The sequence below is a fragment of the Ferrovibrio sp. genome, from assembly GCF_964218355.1.
Classification (GTDB): Bacteria; Pseudomonadota; Alphaproteobacteria; order Ferrovibrionales; family Ferrovibrionaceae; genus Ferrovibrio.
The window spans coordinates 5,001-23,497 of sequence record NZ_CAXPMC010000012.1 but is presented as its reverse complement, the minus strand read 5'-3'; the positions used below and the strand labels follow the sequence as shown (position 1 = coordinate 23,497).

The following is an 18,497-nucleotide window of genomic DNA, read 5'->3' as shown; positions in this document are numbered from 1 at the left end:
GAGCTCAGGCAGCCTTGCGGGCCAGAATCATCATGTTCGAGGAAAGCCCCGCCTTTTTCAGCAGGGCCTGCAGATCCGGCGCAACGCCCGGCGCAGGGCTTTCCAGCAGCGCCCGCCAGACGCGGTCCAGCCCTGCCGGATCGCATTCGCCCGCCTGGATGGCCCGCTGGACCAGCTCGACATCGAGCTCGCCCGGCGTCGAACACTCGACAAGGGTCAGCCCCGAGGCCTCGATCAGCCGCCCCAGGCCGGCGGGGTTGAACAGGTTCAGGTGCTCGTGGTCGACGGCGCCGGATTCACGGCCGAGAAGCATCGTCTCGAAGCCGGCAATGTTCGGACAGGTCAGCAGCAGATGTCCGCCGGCAACAAGATTCTCCGAACACCAGCGCAGGAACGCGCCGGGGTCGAACAGATGCTCGATCACCTCGAAGGTGGCGATGACCTGTGCGGCGCGCTTGAGCGCCACTTTCTCCCAGGGCGCCTCGATCGTCTCGAAGCCAAGCGCCCGGCATTCTTCCGCCAGATCGGGGGTCGGCTCAACGGCCACGATCTGGTCGAAGATATCATGCTTGCGCATTTCCTCGCAAAACAGCCCGTGCGCAGCGCCGACCTCGACCAGGCAGCCACCCCGCAATCCGTGACGCTGCAGGGCCTGGGCGACGATGTCGGCGCGCGGCCTGAAGATCGACTGCCGCCGCGATTCGCGGCTCGCCGGAAACACGTTCTTTGCCCAGTAGCGGTAATTGCTCGACTGCGCATAGAAGGCGCCAAGCATCTCCGCCGTCGGCCGCGGGCTGACATACTGCGTGCCGCAACTGCGGCAAGACCGGTGCTGCATGCCGTACTTCTCGTAGAGCGGCACGGCATCGTCGGCCGCGCAGGCCGGGCACGCGACCTCCACAAAGTCCTTCGCCCGCGCCGCCAGCCATGCGATATCCTCGTGCATGGCCTGCTGCTGGCCGGCCATCACGATGTCCGGCCTGATCTCATTAACCTTCATTGTGCTTTCAATCGCCTCAGGCGTCCCAGATATTACGCTTGACCCACTGCCCGGCCGCATCCTTTGCCCACACCTTGGGGCTGCGGAAACTGTCGGCAATCCGGTCGAACCAGTCCTCGGTGCGATCGACATACGACAGCCAGTAGTCCAGATCCGAGGGCCGGACATGGTCGTATTTCCGCACCATCTCGATGCCTTCGGCGCGCGTCATGTATCCCGAGCGGATATCCTTGCAGGCATGGTCGGTCGCCCGTCCGTAACCGAACTTGACGTATTTCAGGTAGTCATGAACGCCATTTTCGTAGCGGTCATCGAGATTCGACATGGTGCGGTAGGTCCGCTCGAAGGGGACCGGCGACGGCTGCCAGCCGTATTTCTTCATCACCAGATCGGCATGGGCGTTGGCATCCCACGGATCGTACATGCCGATGAAGAGCCCGCGCAGCCCGACCTTCCGCACCTCCTCATCCGAGGGATACTTGAAGCATTCCAGCTCGTTCTCCCGTATCGGATCTTCTTCGTCCCCCGTGAAGTCATACCAGTCGTAGCCCCGCAGCCCCTGGTCCTTGCGGTAACGGTAGGTAAATTCCGGGAAGTCATGCATGGACAGCATGCCGCCCAGATCCGTCCAGCCATGTTCGCCCCAGAAGACCAGCGGAATGTTCATCTGGCAGGCGATCTTCATCGGCTGGGTGAAGATGCCGCAGTGATTCTGCCAGTTCATGTCACCGCATTTCCGGAAACCCAGGCGGTTCATGCGGATCAGCAGGTCGATACCGGGGGACACCACAATGTGATCCACCCCGAAGACCTCGCGCATCCGCATCATGTTGTTCCAGCCGACATCCAGGAAGTTGTTCCCGTTGTAGGTGACAAGCAGCGGATTCAGGCCGAGCTTTTCCTTGACGAAATGGACCTGGTAGTAGCTGTCCTTACCCCCGGACACGCCGATCACGCATTCGTAGCCCGACGGGCGCCGGTATGGCTCGACCTCTTCCAGCAGCCAGTCAAGCCGCTGCTTCCAGTCGATACCCTTCTTTTGCTCATGCACCTGACAGCCGGTGCAGACCCCCTGCTCGTTGAAGCCCAGGGGAATGGCCGAACTGGACGGATACACGCAGCGCGAACACCAGCGGATCGGCGGGAGACTTGTGTCGTTCATGACCGTGTTTTGTTGAGTTTGGGGCAGCAGGGATGGAACAGTGGCCGCACGCAGCACCGGACCTGCATTCGTCCAGCACTGACCACGGCAGTTCGGCCGTCAGGCACTGCCAATCCGGGAGTATGTGTTCAACTGGTTTGCATAATCGAACGAGTCGAGGAAGGTCTCACTGCCCCGCCGCTCGATCTCGTCGCCGAAAGCGAAATCGAAAACCATCTTGTCGCCATAATTCTGCAGCGTCAGCGCAACCGCCCGGACTGGATTCTCGTCAAACGAGAAGCGCTTCAGCTCGTTGTCGACCGCCCGCAGTTTCTTCTCATCGATCTGGAAGCGGCAAAGATCCGTGCCATCCGCCGCGACCGTCGGATAAATCCGGGCCAGCGCCTCCACCAGATTCCGGGAATACCGCTTGTCCTTCCTCAGCGTCATGCCATCGATGAACAGGGTACGCTCCATCGAGAACGATGCCAGCTCTGCCGCCACCGGCGAGCCACTCTGCGCCGCCACGGCCGACAGCATCAGTTCCGCCAGCCCGCGATCCAGCAGCATCTTCCCGAGATATTTCAGGTTGAGCTTCATGTATTCCTGGTTCAGCAGCTGCTGGTGGTTCTTCTTGAAGTGAGCAATCAGCGCCTCGGCGCTGTCGAACCATTCCGTGCTGGCTTCGGCCTTGTACTCATCGATAAACGCCGCCAGGCGCGGGTCCAGCCGGTCAGTCCGGATGATGGCAAGAATGCTGTCCAGCGGATTGATCCCTTCCGCGACGAACAGGTAGCGCATCAGCGGCTGCGCCAGACCGGAATTCCACAGCGCCCAGGCCAGGAAATGCACAAGGCGCAGGGTGAACATGTCGTCCGTCGTCATGGCGTCGGTCTGGACGATCGATTCCTCGTATTCGCAGATCGGCTCGCCGTCATAGATGCCATAGGAACCGGCAATCATCCGGAAACGGGTCTTCAGCCCGTATTTCTCGCGGTCCTCCGGGGTTTCCATTTCGGATCCCGGCAGCATGCGGATCTGCCCGACATTGAACGACTCGAAGCCGATCGCGAAAACGTCGCGCAGCGTGTTGAAATGGCTCTCCAGCGTTTCCTTCGGCAACCCGGCCAGAACGTCGGTCGTCATCGCGATCTTGTCGGCACGTGCCTGGGCCACCAGATCGGTGATCGTATGCATATGGATGTTGTCGCGCTTGATATGCCGCAGCACATCCGCATCGGTGCTCTGCACCGCAACCAGCGGATCGCAGATCCCCTTGAGGATATGCGCGATCTCCGTGCAGTAGCGGGAGGAGTTCTTTGCCCAGTTGATCGAGATGCGCCGCAGGTTCGGGCTGTGATCGGCGGCCGACTTGAGCGAACGGGCAATCTCGACATCCCGTTCGAACATGCCGAAATTCGCATCAGTAAAGTACCAGTGACTGGCCGGCGAGCGCTGCGCGATATAGTCGATTTCGGCCGTCACCCGCTCCAGGTCGAAGCGCCGGACCTTGTCAAGAACCGATATACCCCATGCGCAGAAGGTGCAGGCAAAGGGGCAGCCGCGGTTGGTTTCGATCAGCGGCAGATAAAGCGGATTCGCCAGGAACTCGTCGAGCGCCCCGGAAAGATAGGGTGAAGGAATGGCCGCCAGTTCACCCTTCTTCGATTCCCTCGGCTCGTAAACCAGCCCGCCATCCGACAGATAGGCGACACCGGTAATCTTGCGATCGCAGTCACGCCCCTTGACCGGACGGCCGGTCTCCAGGAAGTAGCGCACCAGGTTCGCCGTGGGGAACTCCCCCTCGAACATGATGTAGTAATCCACCTCGGGATGGCTGACCAGGTGATCCCGGATGCCGTCCTCGCCGATGCGGATATGCGGCCCGCCCTGGATCAGCACGGTATCCGGCATGGTCGCGGCAATGCGCTGCTCCAGATACCGGTTCAGCTCCTGGTTCCAGGAATAGTTCGACAGGCCGACAATATGCGGGGGTGCGTCAGCATTATCGATGGCCGCAATGAGCTTGGCCGGCGACTTGAACAGCTGGATATCGACCTGGCCGGGGAATTCGTGCTTGAGATATTCGGCCACGAAGGCAACGCCCAGAGGCGTGCAGAAATGGTTGGCACGAAAATCATGCACCAAGTCTGCCAGAAATATGCGAAGCTTATCCGTCATAATCAAACGGTCCCTTCCCGAGCGCCGATGCCCGCCTTCCACTGATCGCCAGCACGACCAGCAGCCCGCGCGCCGACATATTCCCGATACGCCGTCATGATACCCGCTCTTGCCCCTCTACGCATCCGCTTCGAACCCCGGATACCCGACGCACAGCTCACCGCGCAGCTGGCGGCGGCGCTGCAGCGTCGCATCCCGCGCCTGCAGCCGGCGCCCGCACGGCCCGAGCCGCTGCTGATCTGCGGCGGCGGCCCGTCGCTGGCGCGGGATCTGGGCCAGATAGCTGCCCTCGCGGCGGCCGGAGCCCGGATTCTGGCCATTAATGAGGTACCAGAGTACCTGCGCCGGCAAGGCATCCACCCCTGGGCCGCGATCCATCTCGGTCCGGTCGAGCTGACCACGGCCTGTATCGGCACCCCGATCCCCGGCGTGACATACTTCGTTGCCTCGATCTGCCCGGCCAGCAGTTTCGACCGGCTGGAGCAGGACGGCGCGCGGACCGTCATGTGGCACCCGGAAACCGGCACCCCGGAGGCCGATGCCCTCCTTGCCCGGGAAGACAGCCCCACCATCTCGGGCGGCTTCACCGCCGGATTGCGGGCCCTGGGCGTCGGCTGGCAGATCGGCTTCCGGCAATTCCACCTGTTCGGGCTCGATTCCAGCACGCGGCTGAACGGCCTGCACATCTACAGCAGCGTGTCCGACGGCGTCGAAGAGCACCGCATGCCGGTCTTCTGCGACGGAGACTGGCATGACACGATCCCCGAGCTGGCAGGCCAGACCCAGGAATTCATCCCCCTGTTCGCCACATTCCGGGCCCGCGGCGCCGGCATCAGCGTTCATGGCGACGGCCTGCTGCCTGCCGTGGCCGCCCATCTGACTGGCGGCCGCACTGCGCCGGAACGGCTGGTGGCCTCGTCCGGGCCCCATGCCACGGTCGCCGCGCTGCGTTTCTGAATGCGGCAGTCCTCCGGTCATCAGCGAATGTCCGGCAACTGGCGCTTGAGGAACTCTTTCGCCAGAGGATAGGCGTTTTCCTTGAAGTGGTAGATGTTTCCCGCCGCCGCCGCGCTGGCGGCCGTCTTCTGGTACACATCAAGGAAGTGCCGCTGATGCCCCGCCCCGCCGCAGGCGATGACGGGAATCTCGACCGCCTCCGCCACGGCATTGATCACGCCGAGATCATAGCCGGTTGCCGTCCCGTCCCGGTCCATGGCGTTCAGCAGGATTTCACCGACGCCGTGGTCGGCAGCCCGCCGCGCCCAGCTTACGGCATCTGCATCCACGGCCCGCCGGCCACCGGCAAACACCTTTGCGACGCCATCGACAATCCGGTAGTCGATGCTGGCGACGATCGCCTGGCTGCCGAATATGGTCGCCGCCTCGTGAACGGTAGCGGGCGCCTCTGCCAGCAGGCTGTTGACCGCGACCTTGTCGGCACCATGCCTGATCCGCTGGCGAATGTCGTCGACGGTCCGGATTCGCCCCCCGAATGTCAGCGGCATCTGGCACTGGACCGCGATCAGGTCGATGAAATCCAGCATCGTGGCTACCGGCTTGGTCCGGTAGTCGGTCCGCTGGTGTTCAAACGACATCTCGCCGTCGCCGATATCCAGTACGATCAGCTCGTCCACGTCCCATTGCATCATCCGCTCGACATGGCTGACCGGGTCGCCGATATACTGGTGCATCGAAAATCCCTGGCTGCGCACCATCCAGCCATCCTTCAGGAACAGGACCGGGATCAGGCGGCGCTTGTACACACCGGCTCCTTCATGAAGGCTGACAGCAGCTGGCCGCCCAGTGCCGCGCTTTTCTCCGGGTGGAACTGCACCGCAAGAATGTGCCCCCGGCGGACCGCCGCCACGAACCGGCCGCCATATTCGCAGTAGGCGAGAACGAACTCTTCCGGACAGCGCATCGCGTAGGAGTGGACAAAATACATGTCCTGCCCGTTCAGCCCGCCCAGCACCGGATCGGCCGGATCCCGGACCTCGAGCGTGTTCCAGCCGACATGCGGCAGCCGGATGCCGCTGCCTTCCGGCGCCAGCCGGCTGACCGTACCCGGAATCCAGCCCAGCCCTTCATGCGCTCCGAATTCCTCGCACCGCTCCGCCAGCATCTGCATGCCGACGCAGATGCCGAGAAACGGCGTGCCTGCATCCTGAACCAGCGCCTGCAGCACCTCCTGAAAGCCGCGCCGCCGCAGGTTCGCCAGCGCCTCGCCGATGGCGCCGACGCCCGGCAGGATGATCCGGTCCGGACGCTGGCTGGCCAGGGCCGCCCCGTCTTGCGCAACCAGCGCATCGACACCCAGCCGTCGGCAGGCATTCACCACCGACTGTATGTTGCCGACGCCGTACTCGATTATGCTGGCCCGCAGAGGCAATTGCGCTTATCCGGCTTTGGTGGCCAGGAATTTGAGCTGCCCTTCGCCGTATTTGACATCGGCGTAAGGCAGGCCGGTGGAGATCTGCTCGATCTGGTCGATCGGCACGCCGCGGGTCAGCTGGACAATGTTCGAGAAGCCGTACTTTTTCATCAGCGCCTCGACATCGGCGCGGCTTTTCCACTCGTAAGGCGCATAACAGCAATCCATGATCCAGTAGATGCGGCCGGAATTGATCCCCAGAAGCTGCAGGAAATACTGGTACAGGCTGCGCGGCACCCGCTCCATGGCCATGCGCAGCGTATCCTGCATCAGCTCGAACAGGCCGAAGCGGCCGTTGACATAGAGGAACAGAGTGCCGCCCGGCTTGAGGATGCGCGCGAATTCCTCAAGGCAGCGCTCATAGTTCAGGGTGTGGTGGATCACCCCGTTGGACCACACGACGTCCACCGACCCATCCTCGAGCGGAATGTCGAGCAGCGAGGCGTGGCGATAGTCGAGACGGTTGCCGTAAGGAACCTTCGCCGCCTGCTTGCGGGCGAATTCAAGCCCCTTCTCTCCGATATCCAGGCCGATCACCTTGGCCGCCCCGAGGCGTGCCAGCGTCGCCGAGAACTTGCCGGAACCGCAGCCGGCATCGACGCAGAGCTTGCCGCCGAACACCTTCTCCGGATCGTGGCCGCTCTTCTCGAACCGCTCCCTGGTGAAATTGTAGGACTGGTCGAAATAGATGTCGTCCGCCATGCCGACCCACACGTCGCTGAACAGGCCGGAGACCTGGGTCTCGAAAGCACTTTCGTCGACCGCGCCGCCTTCGCCGAACGGAAAATGCCGCGCGAGGAAGCTGGCGCCGTTGGTGGATTCCAGCATGGCTGCGGCATCGTTGAAGACACGTGCAAATTCAGGCACCGGGTCGCTGTCGCCGGAGAAGCCCTCCAGGTGCCAGAGGAAAACGTTCAGGGTCGTGAACATCAGGACCGGCCAGGCCGAACGGTCCTGCAGGCCGCGGGCGGCAGCCAGATAACGGTCGGCGGCCGCCTTGGCGATGGGACTGAGCTTCGGGTCCGCCGGAACCGGAGTGGGCAGGGCCATAATATCCTCTACAGTTTGTTGAGATGGTCAGCGAGTTTGCGTGCCATGAACACGCGTGCGCCGTATATGGACTCGGTGGTCGCACCACCGATATGCGGCACAATCAGCAGATTGTCATGGTCGCGGCTGTAGGCGATCAGAGGATGATTGAACAGTTCCTCGGCATCCAGCCATTCGCCATCGACCACATCCAGACCAGCAGCTGCGATCCGCTTCTGCCGCAGCGCATCCAGCAGCGCGGCCTCGTCGACGATGCGCCCGCGGCTGGTATTCAGCAGGATGGCCGATGGCTTCATCATCGCAAAGGCCGCGTGGCCGATCAGGCCATCGGTTTCCGGGCGGAGATGAATGTGGATGGTCAGAACATCGCAGCGGCGCAGCAGGTCCTCGAAACCGACCATCTCGACGCCGGCGGCCGACACGTCAGCCGTGTCATGGGCAATGACATCCATGCCGAAACCCTGGCCGATCCTGGCACTGATCCGGCCCAGACGGCCGAGGCCGAGAATGCCGAGAGTCTTGCCGCGCAGCTGGAAGCCGGTGAACCGCTCGCGGGCCCAGATACCCTTCTTGGCCTGCTCCTGGGCAGGAACCAGCCGCCGGTTCAGAGCCAGCAGCAGGGTGAATGCCAGTTCGCTGGTGGCGGTAAAGCCGTTGATCAGGTCGAATTCCCTGGCAATGTCAAAGCAGGTGATTCCGCGCCGCCTGATCTCGGCCACATCCATATGGTCGGTCCCTGTGGACGGGCTGCCGATCACCCTCAGCTTCGGCGCATTGTCGAGGAATTCCGCATCGATGCGAACACTGGCCGAGGCCAGATAGGCATCGATCTCTCGCAGCGCCGGCAGGACAACCGCACGGTCAGCCGGCAGGCTTTCCAGCTGCCCCACCGCCTGCAGGGCCGCCACGGCTTCCGGCGCGCCCGACAGGTCGAGGGTATTGAGAATGCGCCAGCTCACCTGTCAGCGCTTCCTGGCGGCGAGCCGCTGGGCCGCCCGGTCGAGGTCGGCCTGGAAATGAATGTTGGTGCAGTCGTCGACAATGACCACGTCCTTGCGGCTCTCGCCGGTATCGACAAAGGCCCGGCTCAGCACGTAATGGGCGCCACTCTTGGTCCCATCCGGTTCCTTGCTCATGATGCGGTCGGCACCATCCTTCTCCAGCCGGTCGATCGTCTCATCGACCGTAACCGTGCGGTCAGGATGGTCGGGCTGCAGCCCGACCAGGACCGCAACCTTGTCGCCGTCGGGCATATTGGCCAGCGCATGGCGGTAGACATCGAGAATGGGGACGTCGCCACCCAGCGATTCAGGACGGCGAATAACCCCCACCCCCCGCTTCGCGGCATGCGCGGCGATGGCATCCGAATCGGTTGAGACATAGACCGCCGCAGCGCGCCGGGACGCCTGGGCATCGTCGATGCTGTAGTCGATCATCGGCCGGCCGTTGAGCAGGGCCATGTTCTTGTTCGGCAGACGGGTGGAGCCACCCTTGGCCGGGATAACAATCACGATCATTCCATTTCCCTCAGATGCACGTGAAACGTGGCCTGCTCGTCGACAGGCCGGAAGCCGGCCGCCTGGTACAATGCGACGGACGCCTTGTTGGCATCCTGGGTGCCCACCCGCAGACAGCGCGCGGCCCCGCCGTAATGGGCAACCGCCGCATCGACAAGGGTCCGTCCCAGACCCCGCCCCTGCCATTCGGGCAGCACGCCGATGAGATCAATGACGGCCGCATCCCCCCGGCAAAGACAGGCATTGGCCGCCACGACGGCGCCGGCATCGCGTGCCACCAGAACCGCATCCGCCCGGCCCCGGCAGCTGTTCCGCATCCAGGCCGCCTTCAGTTGGTCGGCCGCCCTGCTGTCGATGCGTGCATCGCGATGGAAGCGGTCGTAACGGAAAGCACGACGCCCCACCTCCGCGCAGCCCTCGGCATCGCCCGGTTCCGCCAGGCTCACACCGTCGGGCAGGCTTCCGGCACGCTCCGGCAGAGGGCGTTCGAAGGTCACCAGCCGCTCGACCTCCTCAGCCCCGGCATCGCGCGCCGCCTGCAGCAGGCTCCGGTCACCACCGGGAGACCGGAAGGAGACGAAGTCATATCCGCGCTCGCGCAGCGTTGCGAAGGCCGCCCGCAGCAGGTCGGCCAGGTCGGAGTTTGCGCCGGCACTGCCGACGGCGACAATGCGGCAGCACCGCCGTCGCAGATGCTCCGACTCGAAAGGCTGCTCGCCCCACGACACCCAGCCCGCGAAGCCGGCTGCAACCAGCAACGGCTGGTTTTCGGGGATTGCCGCGGCTTCAGCCGCCAGGCGACGCCGATCGGCCGGAGTCGCGTCCAGGAGCATGCATTACTTTCCAACCATGGCCGCGGCCCGCCGCCACTCGTTCACATACCACTGGCAGTATTCGCGATACCCGGTTTCCAGCGGCCGGCTGGGCACGAAGCCGAGATACTCCTTGGCGCGATGGATATGCAGCGTGCCGCGCTTCGGCTTTTCCGCCGCCGCAGGCCGCTCCTCGAACTTCACCTCCGGCACCACGTCCTTGACGATTGCGGCAAGCTCGGCAATCGTCCGCGCGTTGCCGAATGTGATGTTGAAGGTCCGCGACAGGCCGCCGGACACGCCGAGCGACCGCACCATGCCCTCGATGAGATCGTCGATATGGGTGAAGTCGAGCATGCCGCTGCCGCCACCCTCCAGCAGGAGCGGCTTGCCGGTCATAGCGTTCTCGACAAACTTCTGGCTGACGCGCCCGGAAATGCAGCGGATGCCGTACAGCGCGCTGGGCCGGATGATGGTGTAGTCGAGGCCGAACAGCCGCTTCGCCTCGCGCATCATGCGCTCGCCCATGTACTTGCCATTGGCATAGACGCCCTTGGGCTGCGGCCGGACGGTTTCGTCAACCGAGCTGCCCTCGAAATCGCCATAGACCGTCGAGGAGGACAGGAACTGCACCTGGCGGCAGACCGATTCCTTCAGCTGGCAGAGGTCGAGCAGGTGCCGCAGCGATGTGATCTGCAGGTCGTAGGCCAGACCCGGCACCTGGTTGGCCACCACGGCGCTGGAAATCGCCGCCAGGTGGACCGCCTTGGTGGGGAGGAAGGTGTTGAAGGCCCGGGCGAATTCCGGGAACATGCGCGCATCGACCGTCTCGATATGGATGCCCGCCTCCCGCATCATCTCGAACCGGCTGGTGAGGAAATTCAGGTAGAGCTGGCGACGCACCGGATCGAGACTGGCGTCGGTCAGGATCTTCACGACATTGTTGATCTGCAGATTGTCGAGCACCACGATCTCGGCACCCTTGCGTCGCAGTTCCAGCGCAAGATGGTGCCCGATGAACCCGGCTCCGCCCACCAGCATGATGCGCTCGCCGGTCAGGTCGATGGTATCGTAGGGGATGTTGGCCACGCCGCTTTCGGTATTCACGTCAGTTCCTCACAATTTGGAGTAATGGCCGAGAAAACACTCGCCGATGTAGGCCATGTCGCTCTCGTCGAGATGTGGCCCGCAGGGCAGGGAAATCGTGCGCGACGCCACCCATTCCGCCTCCGGGAAGTCGCCGGGCCGGGCGCCGTATTTCTCCCGGTAGTACTTCGACAGCGGCAGCGCCACGGGGTAATGCACGCTGGTTCCCACGCCGTCGGCATTCAGCCGCCGGATCAGCTCCGCCCGGTCCGGCCCGCCTTCGCGGGGCAGCGTCACGTTCACGCAGTAGCGCCCGGATTCACTCTCGCCATGCCGCAGCGGGAAGACATAGGTGCCGGATGCGCGGGACAGGTAGGATATCAGCGTGTCGGCATTCGCGCGGCGCCGCTCCATGAAGCCGGCCAGCCGGTCCATCTGGCACAGCCCGACCGCGGCATGACCTTCCGACATCCGGTAGTTCCAGCCCAGCATCGCGATGTCGTAGACACCGGGGATGCTGCGCTCCCCGAGATTCTTGTCATAGCCGAAAGCGCGCTGTTTCCGGACGCGCTCGGCGATGCGGTCGTCGTCCGTGGTCAGCATGCCGCCTTCCAGGGTGGTGATATGCTTGGCGGGGTAGAAGGAGAAGCAGCCGGCCGCGGCCAGACCGCCCGGCTTGCGCCCCTTGTAGCTGGCCCCCAGCGCCGTGGCGCAGTCCTCGATCACCGGCAGGCCGCCGGCGACGGATGCGATCGCATCCATGTCGCAGGGCAGGCCGAGATAATGCACCACCATGATTGCCTTGGTCCGCGGCGTCACCGCGGCCGCGATCCGGGCCGCCGCGACATTGCCGGTCGCCGGATCGATATCGGCGAAGACCGGCCGCGCCCCGGCATGTTCCACCGCATGCGCCGTGGCGACATGGGTCATCGCCGGAACGATCACCTCGTCGCCCGGCCCGATATCGTGCGCTTCTATGGCCAGGTGCAGGGCCGTGGTGCAGTTCGACATGGTGACCGCATGCCTGACCCCGACCTCCTGGGCGAACCGCGCCTCGAAAGCCGCGCATTGCGGCCCATGCGTCAGGATCGAGCCCGACAGGACGGCAAGCATGGCCTGTTTTTCCTCATCGCCGAGGATAGGACGCCCGAATGGAATCTCTCGCTTCACGTTAGCTGCCCCGGATGGCTGGTTAAATCAGATAGTCGACGGTGATGGTGCGCCGCTGCTCGACCGCTTCCCAGATTGCGAAACAGACATCCATGACACGGAAGATGTCGGTTTCATTCACCAGCGGCTGTTCGCCCCGGCGGATGCAGTCGATGAAATCCGGCAGCAGGTCACCCTTCTCGAAAGCCGGATAAGGCACCGTCATCGGATGCACATCGGCATCCGGGTTGTCCCCGGTATAGATCCGCGCGTCCGGAATATCGTTCACGAAGGTCTTGCGCGTGCCGAAGACATTCAGGGAATGGAACTTCGTCCGCTGCGGGCCAAGCGTGGTGGTGCTTTTTCCCGTGGCGCCGCCGTCCCACTTCAGCAGGGCCGTGATCGTATCCGGCCGGCCATAGCTGCTGTTCCTGGTCAGGACATCCGTGCCCATGGCGCAGACTTCGGTCACTTCCTGCCCCATCAGCCAGCGCATCAGGTCCAGCAGATGGATGCCGCCGCCATAGACCGTGCAGTAGAAATCCATGCGGCCGCGCCAGCCTTCGGTGATCTTCCAGAGAATCTGGTGAAGATAATCACCCTCGATATGGAAGATGTCGCCGAACTCGCCCTGCTCGATCATCTGCTTGACCGCCTTGAAGCGCGGGCTGTGACGCAGGATCAGATTGGACGTGATGAAGGTCCCCGCCCGTCGCAGGGCGGTGAGAACCGCCTCGGCCTCGCGCCGGTGCAGTACAAACGGCTTCTCCACCATCACGTGCTTGCCGTGGTCGAGGGCGGAGATCAGCTGTTGCGCATGGGCATCGTCGTAGGAGCAGATCGACACCACGTCGATCGCCGGATTTTCCGTCACCGCGCGGTAGTCGGTCGACCGGTTGGCGACGCCGTAGCGATCGCCGATTTCCGCCAGCCGGGCCGCATCGATATCGCAGATCGCGGTCACCTCGCAGCCGGGGATCGACTGGTAGGACCGCAAATGCGCCTCGCCGACCCCGAGGCCGACGACACCCGCACGGATAGTTTTGAGCGGCATTAATATATCTTGGATTGTGTTTCTGCCATGCTACCGCAGGCCGGGTGAGGCTGGGCTCGCCTGGATTTCAGTGAGAAAATGCCCGGGACATGTGGCATAGTCAAGCCTTAGTTCACGACGTGAACACGGCCCGCCGAAAGAGGATTTTCTTGCCAGAACAGATATTTGGAAACTCCGGCAGCCTCGCTCTCGGGACAGCCCAGCTCGGCCTTGCCTATGGCGTCGTCAACCGGCTGGGGCAGCCCGATTCGCTGACCGCCGATGCCATTCTGGATGCCAGTGCTGCCGCCGGCATCCGGGTGCTTGATACCGCGCGGGACTACGGCGATGCCGAGGCCCGGATCGGCGCCTGGCTGAGCCGGCGGGGACATCCGCCGGGGCAACGGCCGCTGATCGTGACAAAAACCGGGCGGTTCCCGGCCGGAGAGACGGTCGAAGCCTGGCTGCGCCGCTGCCTGGCCCGGTCGCTGGAGGCGCTCGGCCTGCAGGCGGTGGATGCCCTGCTGCTCCGCTCCGAAGACGCCCTGCAGCCCGGCACCGGCACGGCCCTCGACCGGCTGAAGCAGGAGGGCCTGATCCGCGCGGCGGGCCTGTCGGTTTACGAGCCTGCCCATCTGCAGGCGGCGCTGCAGGCATGGCGGCCCGATGCCGTCCAGCTGACGATGAACGTGTTCGACACGCGCTTTCGCGATGCCGGCCTGCTTGAGGAATGCCGCCGGCAGGGCATCGCCGTCTTCGCCCGCAGTGTCTACCTGCAGGGACTGCTGGTCAGCGAGCCGGGCGGCATTCCCGACCGCCTCGCCGCCGCCCGGCCGGCGCTGGCCGCTTTTCGGGCCCTGACCGACAGCCTGGGCCTGCCGCCTGCCGGACTGGCGCAGAGCTTCGTTCGCGACACGCCCGGCATCACCTCCCTTGTGCTCGGTGCGGAATCCGTGGATCAGCTGAAGGATACGGTGCGCAATGCCGGCTGGCCGCCCCTGACAGAAAGAGCGAAAGAGCAGCTGGCGGAGATCGTGCGTCTGGCCCCGCCCTGGCTGGCCGACCCGCGAATCTGGCCGCAGCCGGCCGGCGGCCGCTGATTCACGAGGCGCGGGCGTCGCGCGGGTCGTAATCCCGCATGAATGTCAGCCGGTTCCACACGGCATCCGGCACCCGGCTGCGCCAGCGCGCGAACGCGGCCGTGTCGGCCGGCGTCACCCGTGTCTGCGCCAGCCCGCGGCTTTCGTTGGTGTTGAGGGCGGGTCCGGCTGCGACGCCATCGCAGTCGAGTCCCAGTCCGCGGAAGTGTTCCGTCATGGCTGCCGGGTCGGCGAGATCCGTATTCCAGATGATCCGCGGCGGCGCGAGCCCGAACTCCTCCACCAGCAGCAGGCCGCGCAGATAGACCTCAAGCCAGGACCAGAAATACAGCTCTTCCGGCCGGCCGGCCGCCTCCGGGTCCGGCCAGGCATTGGCGGCATCCGCGGGCGCATTGTTGTCGAGGAAGAAGTTCTTGCGGCGATTGACGAAGCTGCGCATGTTGGCAACCGGATCGCGGACCAGGAAAACCAGCTGCGGCCGGCCGGCCAGCCGCGTCAGCGGCCGGTGCAGCCCGCGGATGAAATACTTGCTGATGTCGAAATAGACCGGCGCAGCGCCGCGATAGCCTTCGATCCAGTCGAACCGCGCCCGGCCATACCGCTCCAGCAGGGTTTCATCGCCCGCCGCAAAGCCCCGGAGCACCCTGCCGCGCCCCAGCAGTTCGTGGGTTTCGACGAAACGCCGCCGGAACCGCCGGACGAGATCGCCGGCAACGCCGGGGAGGGCCGTTCTGATCTGCGGCTCCTCGAAGGCCGCCGCGACACCGGGGCAGCAGCGCGATACGAGGTCGCTCAGTGTCGCCTGGCCGCTCCGCCCCGGCGTAACGGTGAATATGTAGCGCGGGCCGCTCACGTATCGCGGGTCCAGCGAAGGCCGGCAACCAGATCCGCCACATTGTGAATCTGAATGGTGTTCATGCGGCTGCCCTTGTGCGGATAGGTCACGCCGGTCACCAGCACCACATCGCGATCGGCCAGATAGCCGTCCTGCCACAGCCGCTGCAGCACCTGCCCGATATGGTCGATGCTGGCCTTCGGAAACGGCGTCTCGCTGTGAATTCCGGTCGTCCCCGCAATCAGGTTGAAACTGCGCGCGGCGGCCGCGTCATCGCTGACCGCCAGGATCGGCTGCCGCGGCCGGTGTGACGCGATCATGCGCGCCGCAAAGCCGGACCGGGTCACCGCCACGATCCTGGTGATCGGCAATGTCCGGCAAAGATGCGGTATGGCACTGCTGATCGCGTCTGGCACACTCTCCGCCACCGCGCCCTGCCGCGCATCGCGCTGGCGCTGGACGAAATCCTCGGCAGCGTCGACCACGCTGCGCATCAGGCTGACCGTCTCGAGCGGAAACTGCCCGACCGCGGTTTCGCCGGACAGCATCGTTGCCGCGCAGCCATCGATCACCGCGTTGGTGATGTCGCTGACTTCCGCCTTGGTCGGGAACGGATTCAGGATCATCGTATGCAGCATCTCGGTTGCCACGATGACCGGCCGGCCATGCCGGCTGGCCGCCTCGATGACCTGCTTCTGCCGCAGCGCGACATCGTGGAGACTGGTCTCGACGGAGAGGTCGCCGCGATCGATCATGATCGCGTCCGCGGCGGCGGCGATTTCCGCGACATTGTCGAGCCCGCCCTGGTTCTCGACCTTCGCGATGATGCGCGGCGTCGAAGCGCCGATCAATCCGCGAAAGGCCTCGACATGCGCCGCCGACTCGACAAAGCTCAGCCCGATGAAATCGACCGCCGTTTCCTTCGCGAAGGCAATCATCTGCTCATCGCGCGGCGTCACCTGCGGCGTGTTCAGGCGCACGAAGGGGACATTGATTCCCTTCCGGCTGCGCAGCTGGCCCGCGGTTTCGGCGCGGCAGTGGATGTCGCTGCCTTCGACCAGGGTGACGGTGAAACGCAGCGTGCCGTCATCGGCGAGCACCGTATTGCCGGCCTTCAGGTCGAGATGCAGGTCGAGATAGTTGACCGGCACCTTGCGATGACCGTCATGGGCCTGATCGGTTGTCAGGATGATGGTGTCGCCGGCCGCGAATTCCGGCTCGTGCGCCAGCTGGACCGTCCGGATCTTCCGGCCCGGAATGTCAAGCAGGATCGGAACATCGGGCAGAATCCGGCGGATCTCCGCAATCGCACGCCGATGCCAGTCCAGATTGGCATGGGACCCGTTCAGGCGCGCCACCGACATGCCGGCCTGCCGCAACTGCCGCAGCATTTCCTCGTCGAGGCTGCGCGGGCCGATGGTGCAGACGATGCGGGTTCTGGTCATGTCAATCCTCGATGAACAATGCAGTGCCGGCCAGTGCCGCAACGATCTCCGGGCGCATCAGCCGCGGGTCGGGCTTCTCGCCGCCGGACAATATCCGCCGCATGTCAGTGCCGCTGACCTCGCGAACCTCCGGTCCGCCGGCATGCGGACAGGTCTTGTCGGTCACCATGCCGTCGCAGACGGGACAGAAATACGGCCCGTGCAGGCGCAGGATCTCGATCCCCAGATCCCCGTCGAACCGGCGCGTCAGCTCGTGGGCGTCGTACAGACCGTACCATGACCCCACCCCGGCATGGTCACGGCCGACGATGAAATGCGTGCAGCCGTAATTGCGGCGGATGATCGCATGGAACACGGCTTCGCGGGGACCGGCATAGCGCATCAGGGTCGACAGGCTGCCGAGAACCACCCTGTCGGCCGGCAGGAACTGGCCGACCAGGGCGCGGTAGCCGGTCATGACGGCATCCGGCGTATAGTCGCCGGCGCGCTTCCGGCCGACCAGCGGCTGGATAAACAGCCCGTCCACATGTTCGAGGGCGACCCGCTGCAGATACTCATGCGCCCGGTGCGGAACGTTGCGGGTCTGGAAGCCGGCAACCGTGGTCCAGCCGCGGGCCTGGAACAGGTCGCGCGTTTCCCGGGGCGTCAGCTCGTCGGGTATTTCCCGCCGGGCCGACCGGCCGGTGAATTCCACCGCCCCGCCGACGAAGACCGCCTGCAGGCCGAAGAAATACGAAACCCCCGGATGCGCCGGATCATCCGTGCCGAAAACCTGTCGCGCCACGGCAGGGCGGTCGCAGCGGAAATAGTCGCGCGGCGTCAGCCGCCCGACCCGTTCGCCGCCATACTGCAGATCCACCACCGGCAGGGCCTGCAGCCAGGCTGCGGTTTCGGCGTCGACATCGAGCACGACCGGCAGGCTGAATACCGCACCGCCGGGTAGCCGCATCGTCGCCACGACCGAAAGGAATTCGGCTTCGGTCATGAACCCGGTCAGCGGTGCGAAAGCGCCGAGGCCGATCTTCTCCAGTTCAAGATACTGGTCGCGGGTCAGTGTCAGAACCGGATCAGCCGTCATTCCGGCCTCCCGTGCTGACGAGTTCCGCGAGCCAGGGCACGGCCTGCATCAGGCGCCGCGCCGACTGTGCGGGCGTTTCGTTCGCGGTATCGATGATGAGATCGGGTGCCTGCGGCGCGTGCCAGGGAATGTCCACGCCGACGACGTCGGATGTTTCTCCGGCCAGCGCCCGGGCATACAGCCCCTTGACGTCGCGCTGCCTGACCAGATTCAGCGGCGCATCGACATAGACCTCGAAATACCCGGGCAGGTTGGCGCGGTTCCAGGCCATCAGATCGGGATGGCAGTACAGGGCGGCGACAATCACCCGGATATCCTGGCCCGACAGCATGCCCGCCAGACGCTGGATCCGGCCGATCTGCTGATAGCGGTCGGCTTCCTTGTAGCCAAGTCCGGCGCCGAACAGGGCGCGGATGACGTCGCCGTCGATCAGCACGAGGCCCGGCATCCTGGGCTTGGCCAGCGCATGGACCGCCTGGGCGATCGTGGATTTTCCGGCGCCGGACAGCCCCGTCAGCCAAAGTACCATACCTGTCTCCCAGCCCGCTGCCGGCGTCGCCTATACCGCGAGGGACATATCATGCTGCATGCGCCAGCGGAACCACATACTGGTGACCAGCGACGTCAGGATGGATGCCG

Annotated in this window: 19 protein-coding genes (1 of these 19 only partly in view); 2 read left to right on the top strand and 17 right to left on the bottom strand. The window is 64.6% G+C overall.

The genetic code is table 11. From position 1 onward, the window contains the following. Nucleotides 1-4: 4 nt before the first annotated feature. From ACEQZY_RS07525 to ACEQZY_RS07515, 3 genes are all read right to left on the bottom strand, one after another. Nucleotides 5-1,000, bottom strand: coding sequence for a class I SAM-dependent methyltransferase (locus tag ACEQZY_RS07525; protein WP_341702929.1), 996 nt, complete (start codon nt 998-1,000; stop codon nt 5-7). Between the two features lie 16 nt (nt 1,001-1,016). Further along, a complete protein-coding gene (locus tag ACEQZY_RS07520) occupies nt 1,017-2,162 on the bottom strand; it encodes an N-acetyl sugar amidotransferase (protein ID WP_341702930.1) in 1,146 nt (381 codons plus the stop codon). A gap of 99 nt (nt 2,163-2,261) precedes the next feature. Further along, the gene (locus tag ACEQZY_RS07515; RefSeq protein ID WP_370153372.1) at nt 2,262-4,286 is read right to left on the bottom strand and encodes a radical SAM protein; all 2,025 of its coding nucleotides are present in this window, start codon (nt 4,284-4,286) and stop codon (nt 2,262-2,264) included. 132 nt (nt 4,287-4,418) lie between these two features. Here ACEQZY_RS07515 and ACEQZY_RS07510 point away from each other — a divergent pair, with 132 nt between their 5' ends. Next, complete coding sequence (locus ACEQZY_RS07510; RefSeq protein ID WP_370153370.1) at nt 4,419-5,279, top strand: 6-hydroxymethylpterin diphosphokinase MptE-like protein; 861 nt, start codon at nt 4,419-4,421, stop codon at nt 5,277-5,279. Nucleotides 5,280-5,299: 20 nt separating this feature from the next. On the opposite strand, the gene hisF is transcribed toward ACEQZY_RS07510, so the two are convergent. Genes hisF through ACEQZY_RS07465 form a run of 9 tightly spaced genes read right to left on the bottom strand, consistent with a single transcriptional unit; the run spans nt 5,300 to nt 13,421 of the window. Next, entirely contained in the window at nt 5,300-6,085 is a 786-nt protein-coding gene (gene hisF, locus ACEQZY_RS07505; protein WP_370153368.1) for an imidazole glycerol phosphate synthase subunit HisF, read from the bottom strand. Beyond that, on the bottom strand, nt 6,067-6,711 hold the full coding sequence (hisH, locus tag ACEQZY_RS07500) for an imidazole glycerol phosphate synthase subunit HisH (RefSeq protein ID WP_341704132.1): 645 nt from the start codon (nt 6,709-6,711) through the stop codon (nt 6,067-6,069). The genes hisF and hisH overlap by 19 nt, the downstream gene beginning before the upstream one ends. A gap of 6 nt (nt 6,712-6,717) precedes the next feature. Continuing rightward, on the bottom strand, nt 6,718-7,803 hold the full coding sequence (locus ACEQZY_RS07495) for a methyltransferase domain-containing protein (RefSeq protein ID WP_341704131.1): 1,086 nt from the start codon (nt 7,801-7,803) through the stop codon (nt 6,718-6,720). An 8-nt stretch (nt 7,804-7,811) separates the two neighbouring features. Continuing rightward, nucleotides 7,812-8,762: an NAD(P)-dependent oxidoreductase gene (locus tag ACEQZY_RS07490; RefSeq protein WP_341704130.1), complete on the bottom strand. Its 951-nt coding sequence runs from the start codon at nt 8,760-8,762 to the stop codon at nt 7,812-7,814. A gap of 3 nt (nt 8,763-8,765) precedes the next feature. Then, nucleotides 8,766-9,320 (bottom strand): cytidylyltransferase domain-containing protein, encoded by a 555-nt coding sequence (locus ACEQZY_RS07485; RefSeq protein WP_341704129.1) that lies wholly within the window; start codon nt 9,318-9,320, stop codon nt 8,766-8,768. Beyond that, complete coding sequence (locus ACEQZY_RS07480; RefSeq protein ID WP_341704128.1) at nt 9,317-10,153, bottom strand: GNAT family N-acetyltransferase; 837 nt, start codon at nt 10,151-10,153, stop codon at nt 9,317-9,319. The genes ACEQZY_RS07485 and ACEQZY_RS07480 overlap by 4 nt, the downstream gene beginning before the upstream one ends. A gap of 3 nt (nt 10,154-10,156) precedes the next feature. Further along, a complete protein-coding gene (locus ACEQZY_RS07475; RefSeq protein ID WP_341704126.1) occupies nt 10,157-11,239 on the bottom strand; it encodes an NAD(P)-dependent oxidoreductase in 1,083 nt (360 codons plus the stop codon). Between the two features lie 9 nt (nt 11,240-11,248). Next, nucleotides 11,249-12,388 carry a DegT/DnrJ/EryC1/StrS aminotransferase family protein gene (locus ACEQZY_RS07470; RefSeq protein WP_341704125.1) on the bottom strand — a complete coding sequence of 380 codons (1,140 nt, stop codon included), beginning with the start codon at nt 12,386-12,388 and terminating at the stop codon, nt 11,249-11,251. Nucleotides 12,389-12,410: 22 nt separating this feature from the next. Beyond that, nucleotides 12,411-13,421, bottom strand: coding sequence for a Gfo/Idh/MocA family oxidoreductase (locus ACEQZY_RS07465; RefSeq protein ID WP_341704124.1), 1,011 nt, complete (start codon nt 13,419-13,421; stop codon nt 12,411-12,413). Between the two features lie 149 nt (nt 13,422-13,570). Here ACEQZY_RS07465 and ACEQZY_RS07460 point away from each other — a divergent pair, with 149 nt between their 5' ends. Continuing rightward, nucleotides 13,571-14,500, top strand: a complete 930-nt coding sequence (locus ACEQZY_RS07460; protein WP_370153364.1) for an aldo/keto reductase — start codon at nt 13,571-13,573, stop codon at nt 14,498-14,500. Between the two features lies 1 nt (nt 14,501). Here ACEQZY_RS07460 and ACEQZY_RS07455 read toward each other — a convergent pair whose 3' ends face one another. The 5 genes in view from ACEQZY_RS07455 to ACEQZY_RS07435 are tightly spaced (at most 30 nt apart) and all read right to left on the bottom strand, a layout consistent with a single transcriptional unit that may run on beyond the window. Continuing rightward, nucleotides 14,502-15,353 (bottom strand): hypothetical protein, encoded by an 852-nt coding sequence (locus tag ACEQZY_RS07455; RefSeq protein ID WP_370153362.1) that lies wholly within the window; start codon nt 15,351-15,353, stop codon nt 14,502-14,504. Further along, nucleotides 15,350-16,780 (bottom strand): pyruvate kinase, encoded by a 1,431-nt coding sequence (gene pyk / locus ACEQZY_RS07450; RefSeq protein WP_370153360.1) that lies wholly within the window; start codon nt 16,778-16,780, stop codon nt 15,350-15,352. The genes ACEQZY_RS07455 and pyk overlap by 4 nt, the downstream gene beginning before the upstream one ends. Nucleotide 16,781: 1 nt before the next feature. Continuing rightward, complete coding sequence (locus ACEQZY_RS07445; RefSeq protein WP_341704120.1) at nt 16,782-17,858, bottom strand: sulfate adenylyltransferase; 1,077 nt, start codon at nt 17,856-17,858, stop codon at nt 16,782-16,784. Continuing rightward, nucleotides 17,848-18,387 carry an adenylyl-sulfate kinase gene (locus tag ACEQZY_RS07440; protein WP_370153359.1) on the bottom strand — a complete coding sequence of 180 codons (540 nt, stop codon included), beginning with the start codon at nt 18,385-18,387 and terminating at the stop codon, nt 17,848-17,850. The genes ACEQZY_RS07445 and ACEQZY_RS07440 overlap by 11 nt, the downstream gene beginning before the upstream one ends. A 30-nt stretch (nt 18,388-18,417) precedes the next feature. Further along, a protein-coding gene (locus ACEQZY_RS07435; RefSeq protein ID WP_370153357.1) for a cation:proton antiporter crosses the window boundary here: on the bottom strand, nt 18,418-18,497 show its 3' end. Its footprint extends 1,153 nt past the window's final position; the window shows 80 of its 1,233 coding nt (coding positions 1,154-1,233); the start codon falls outside the window, past its right edge — the gene reads right to left on this strand; its stop codon occupies nt 18,418-18,420.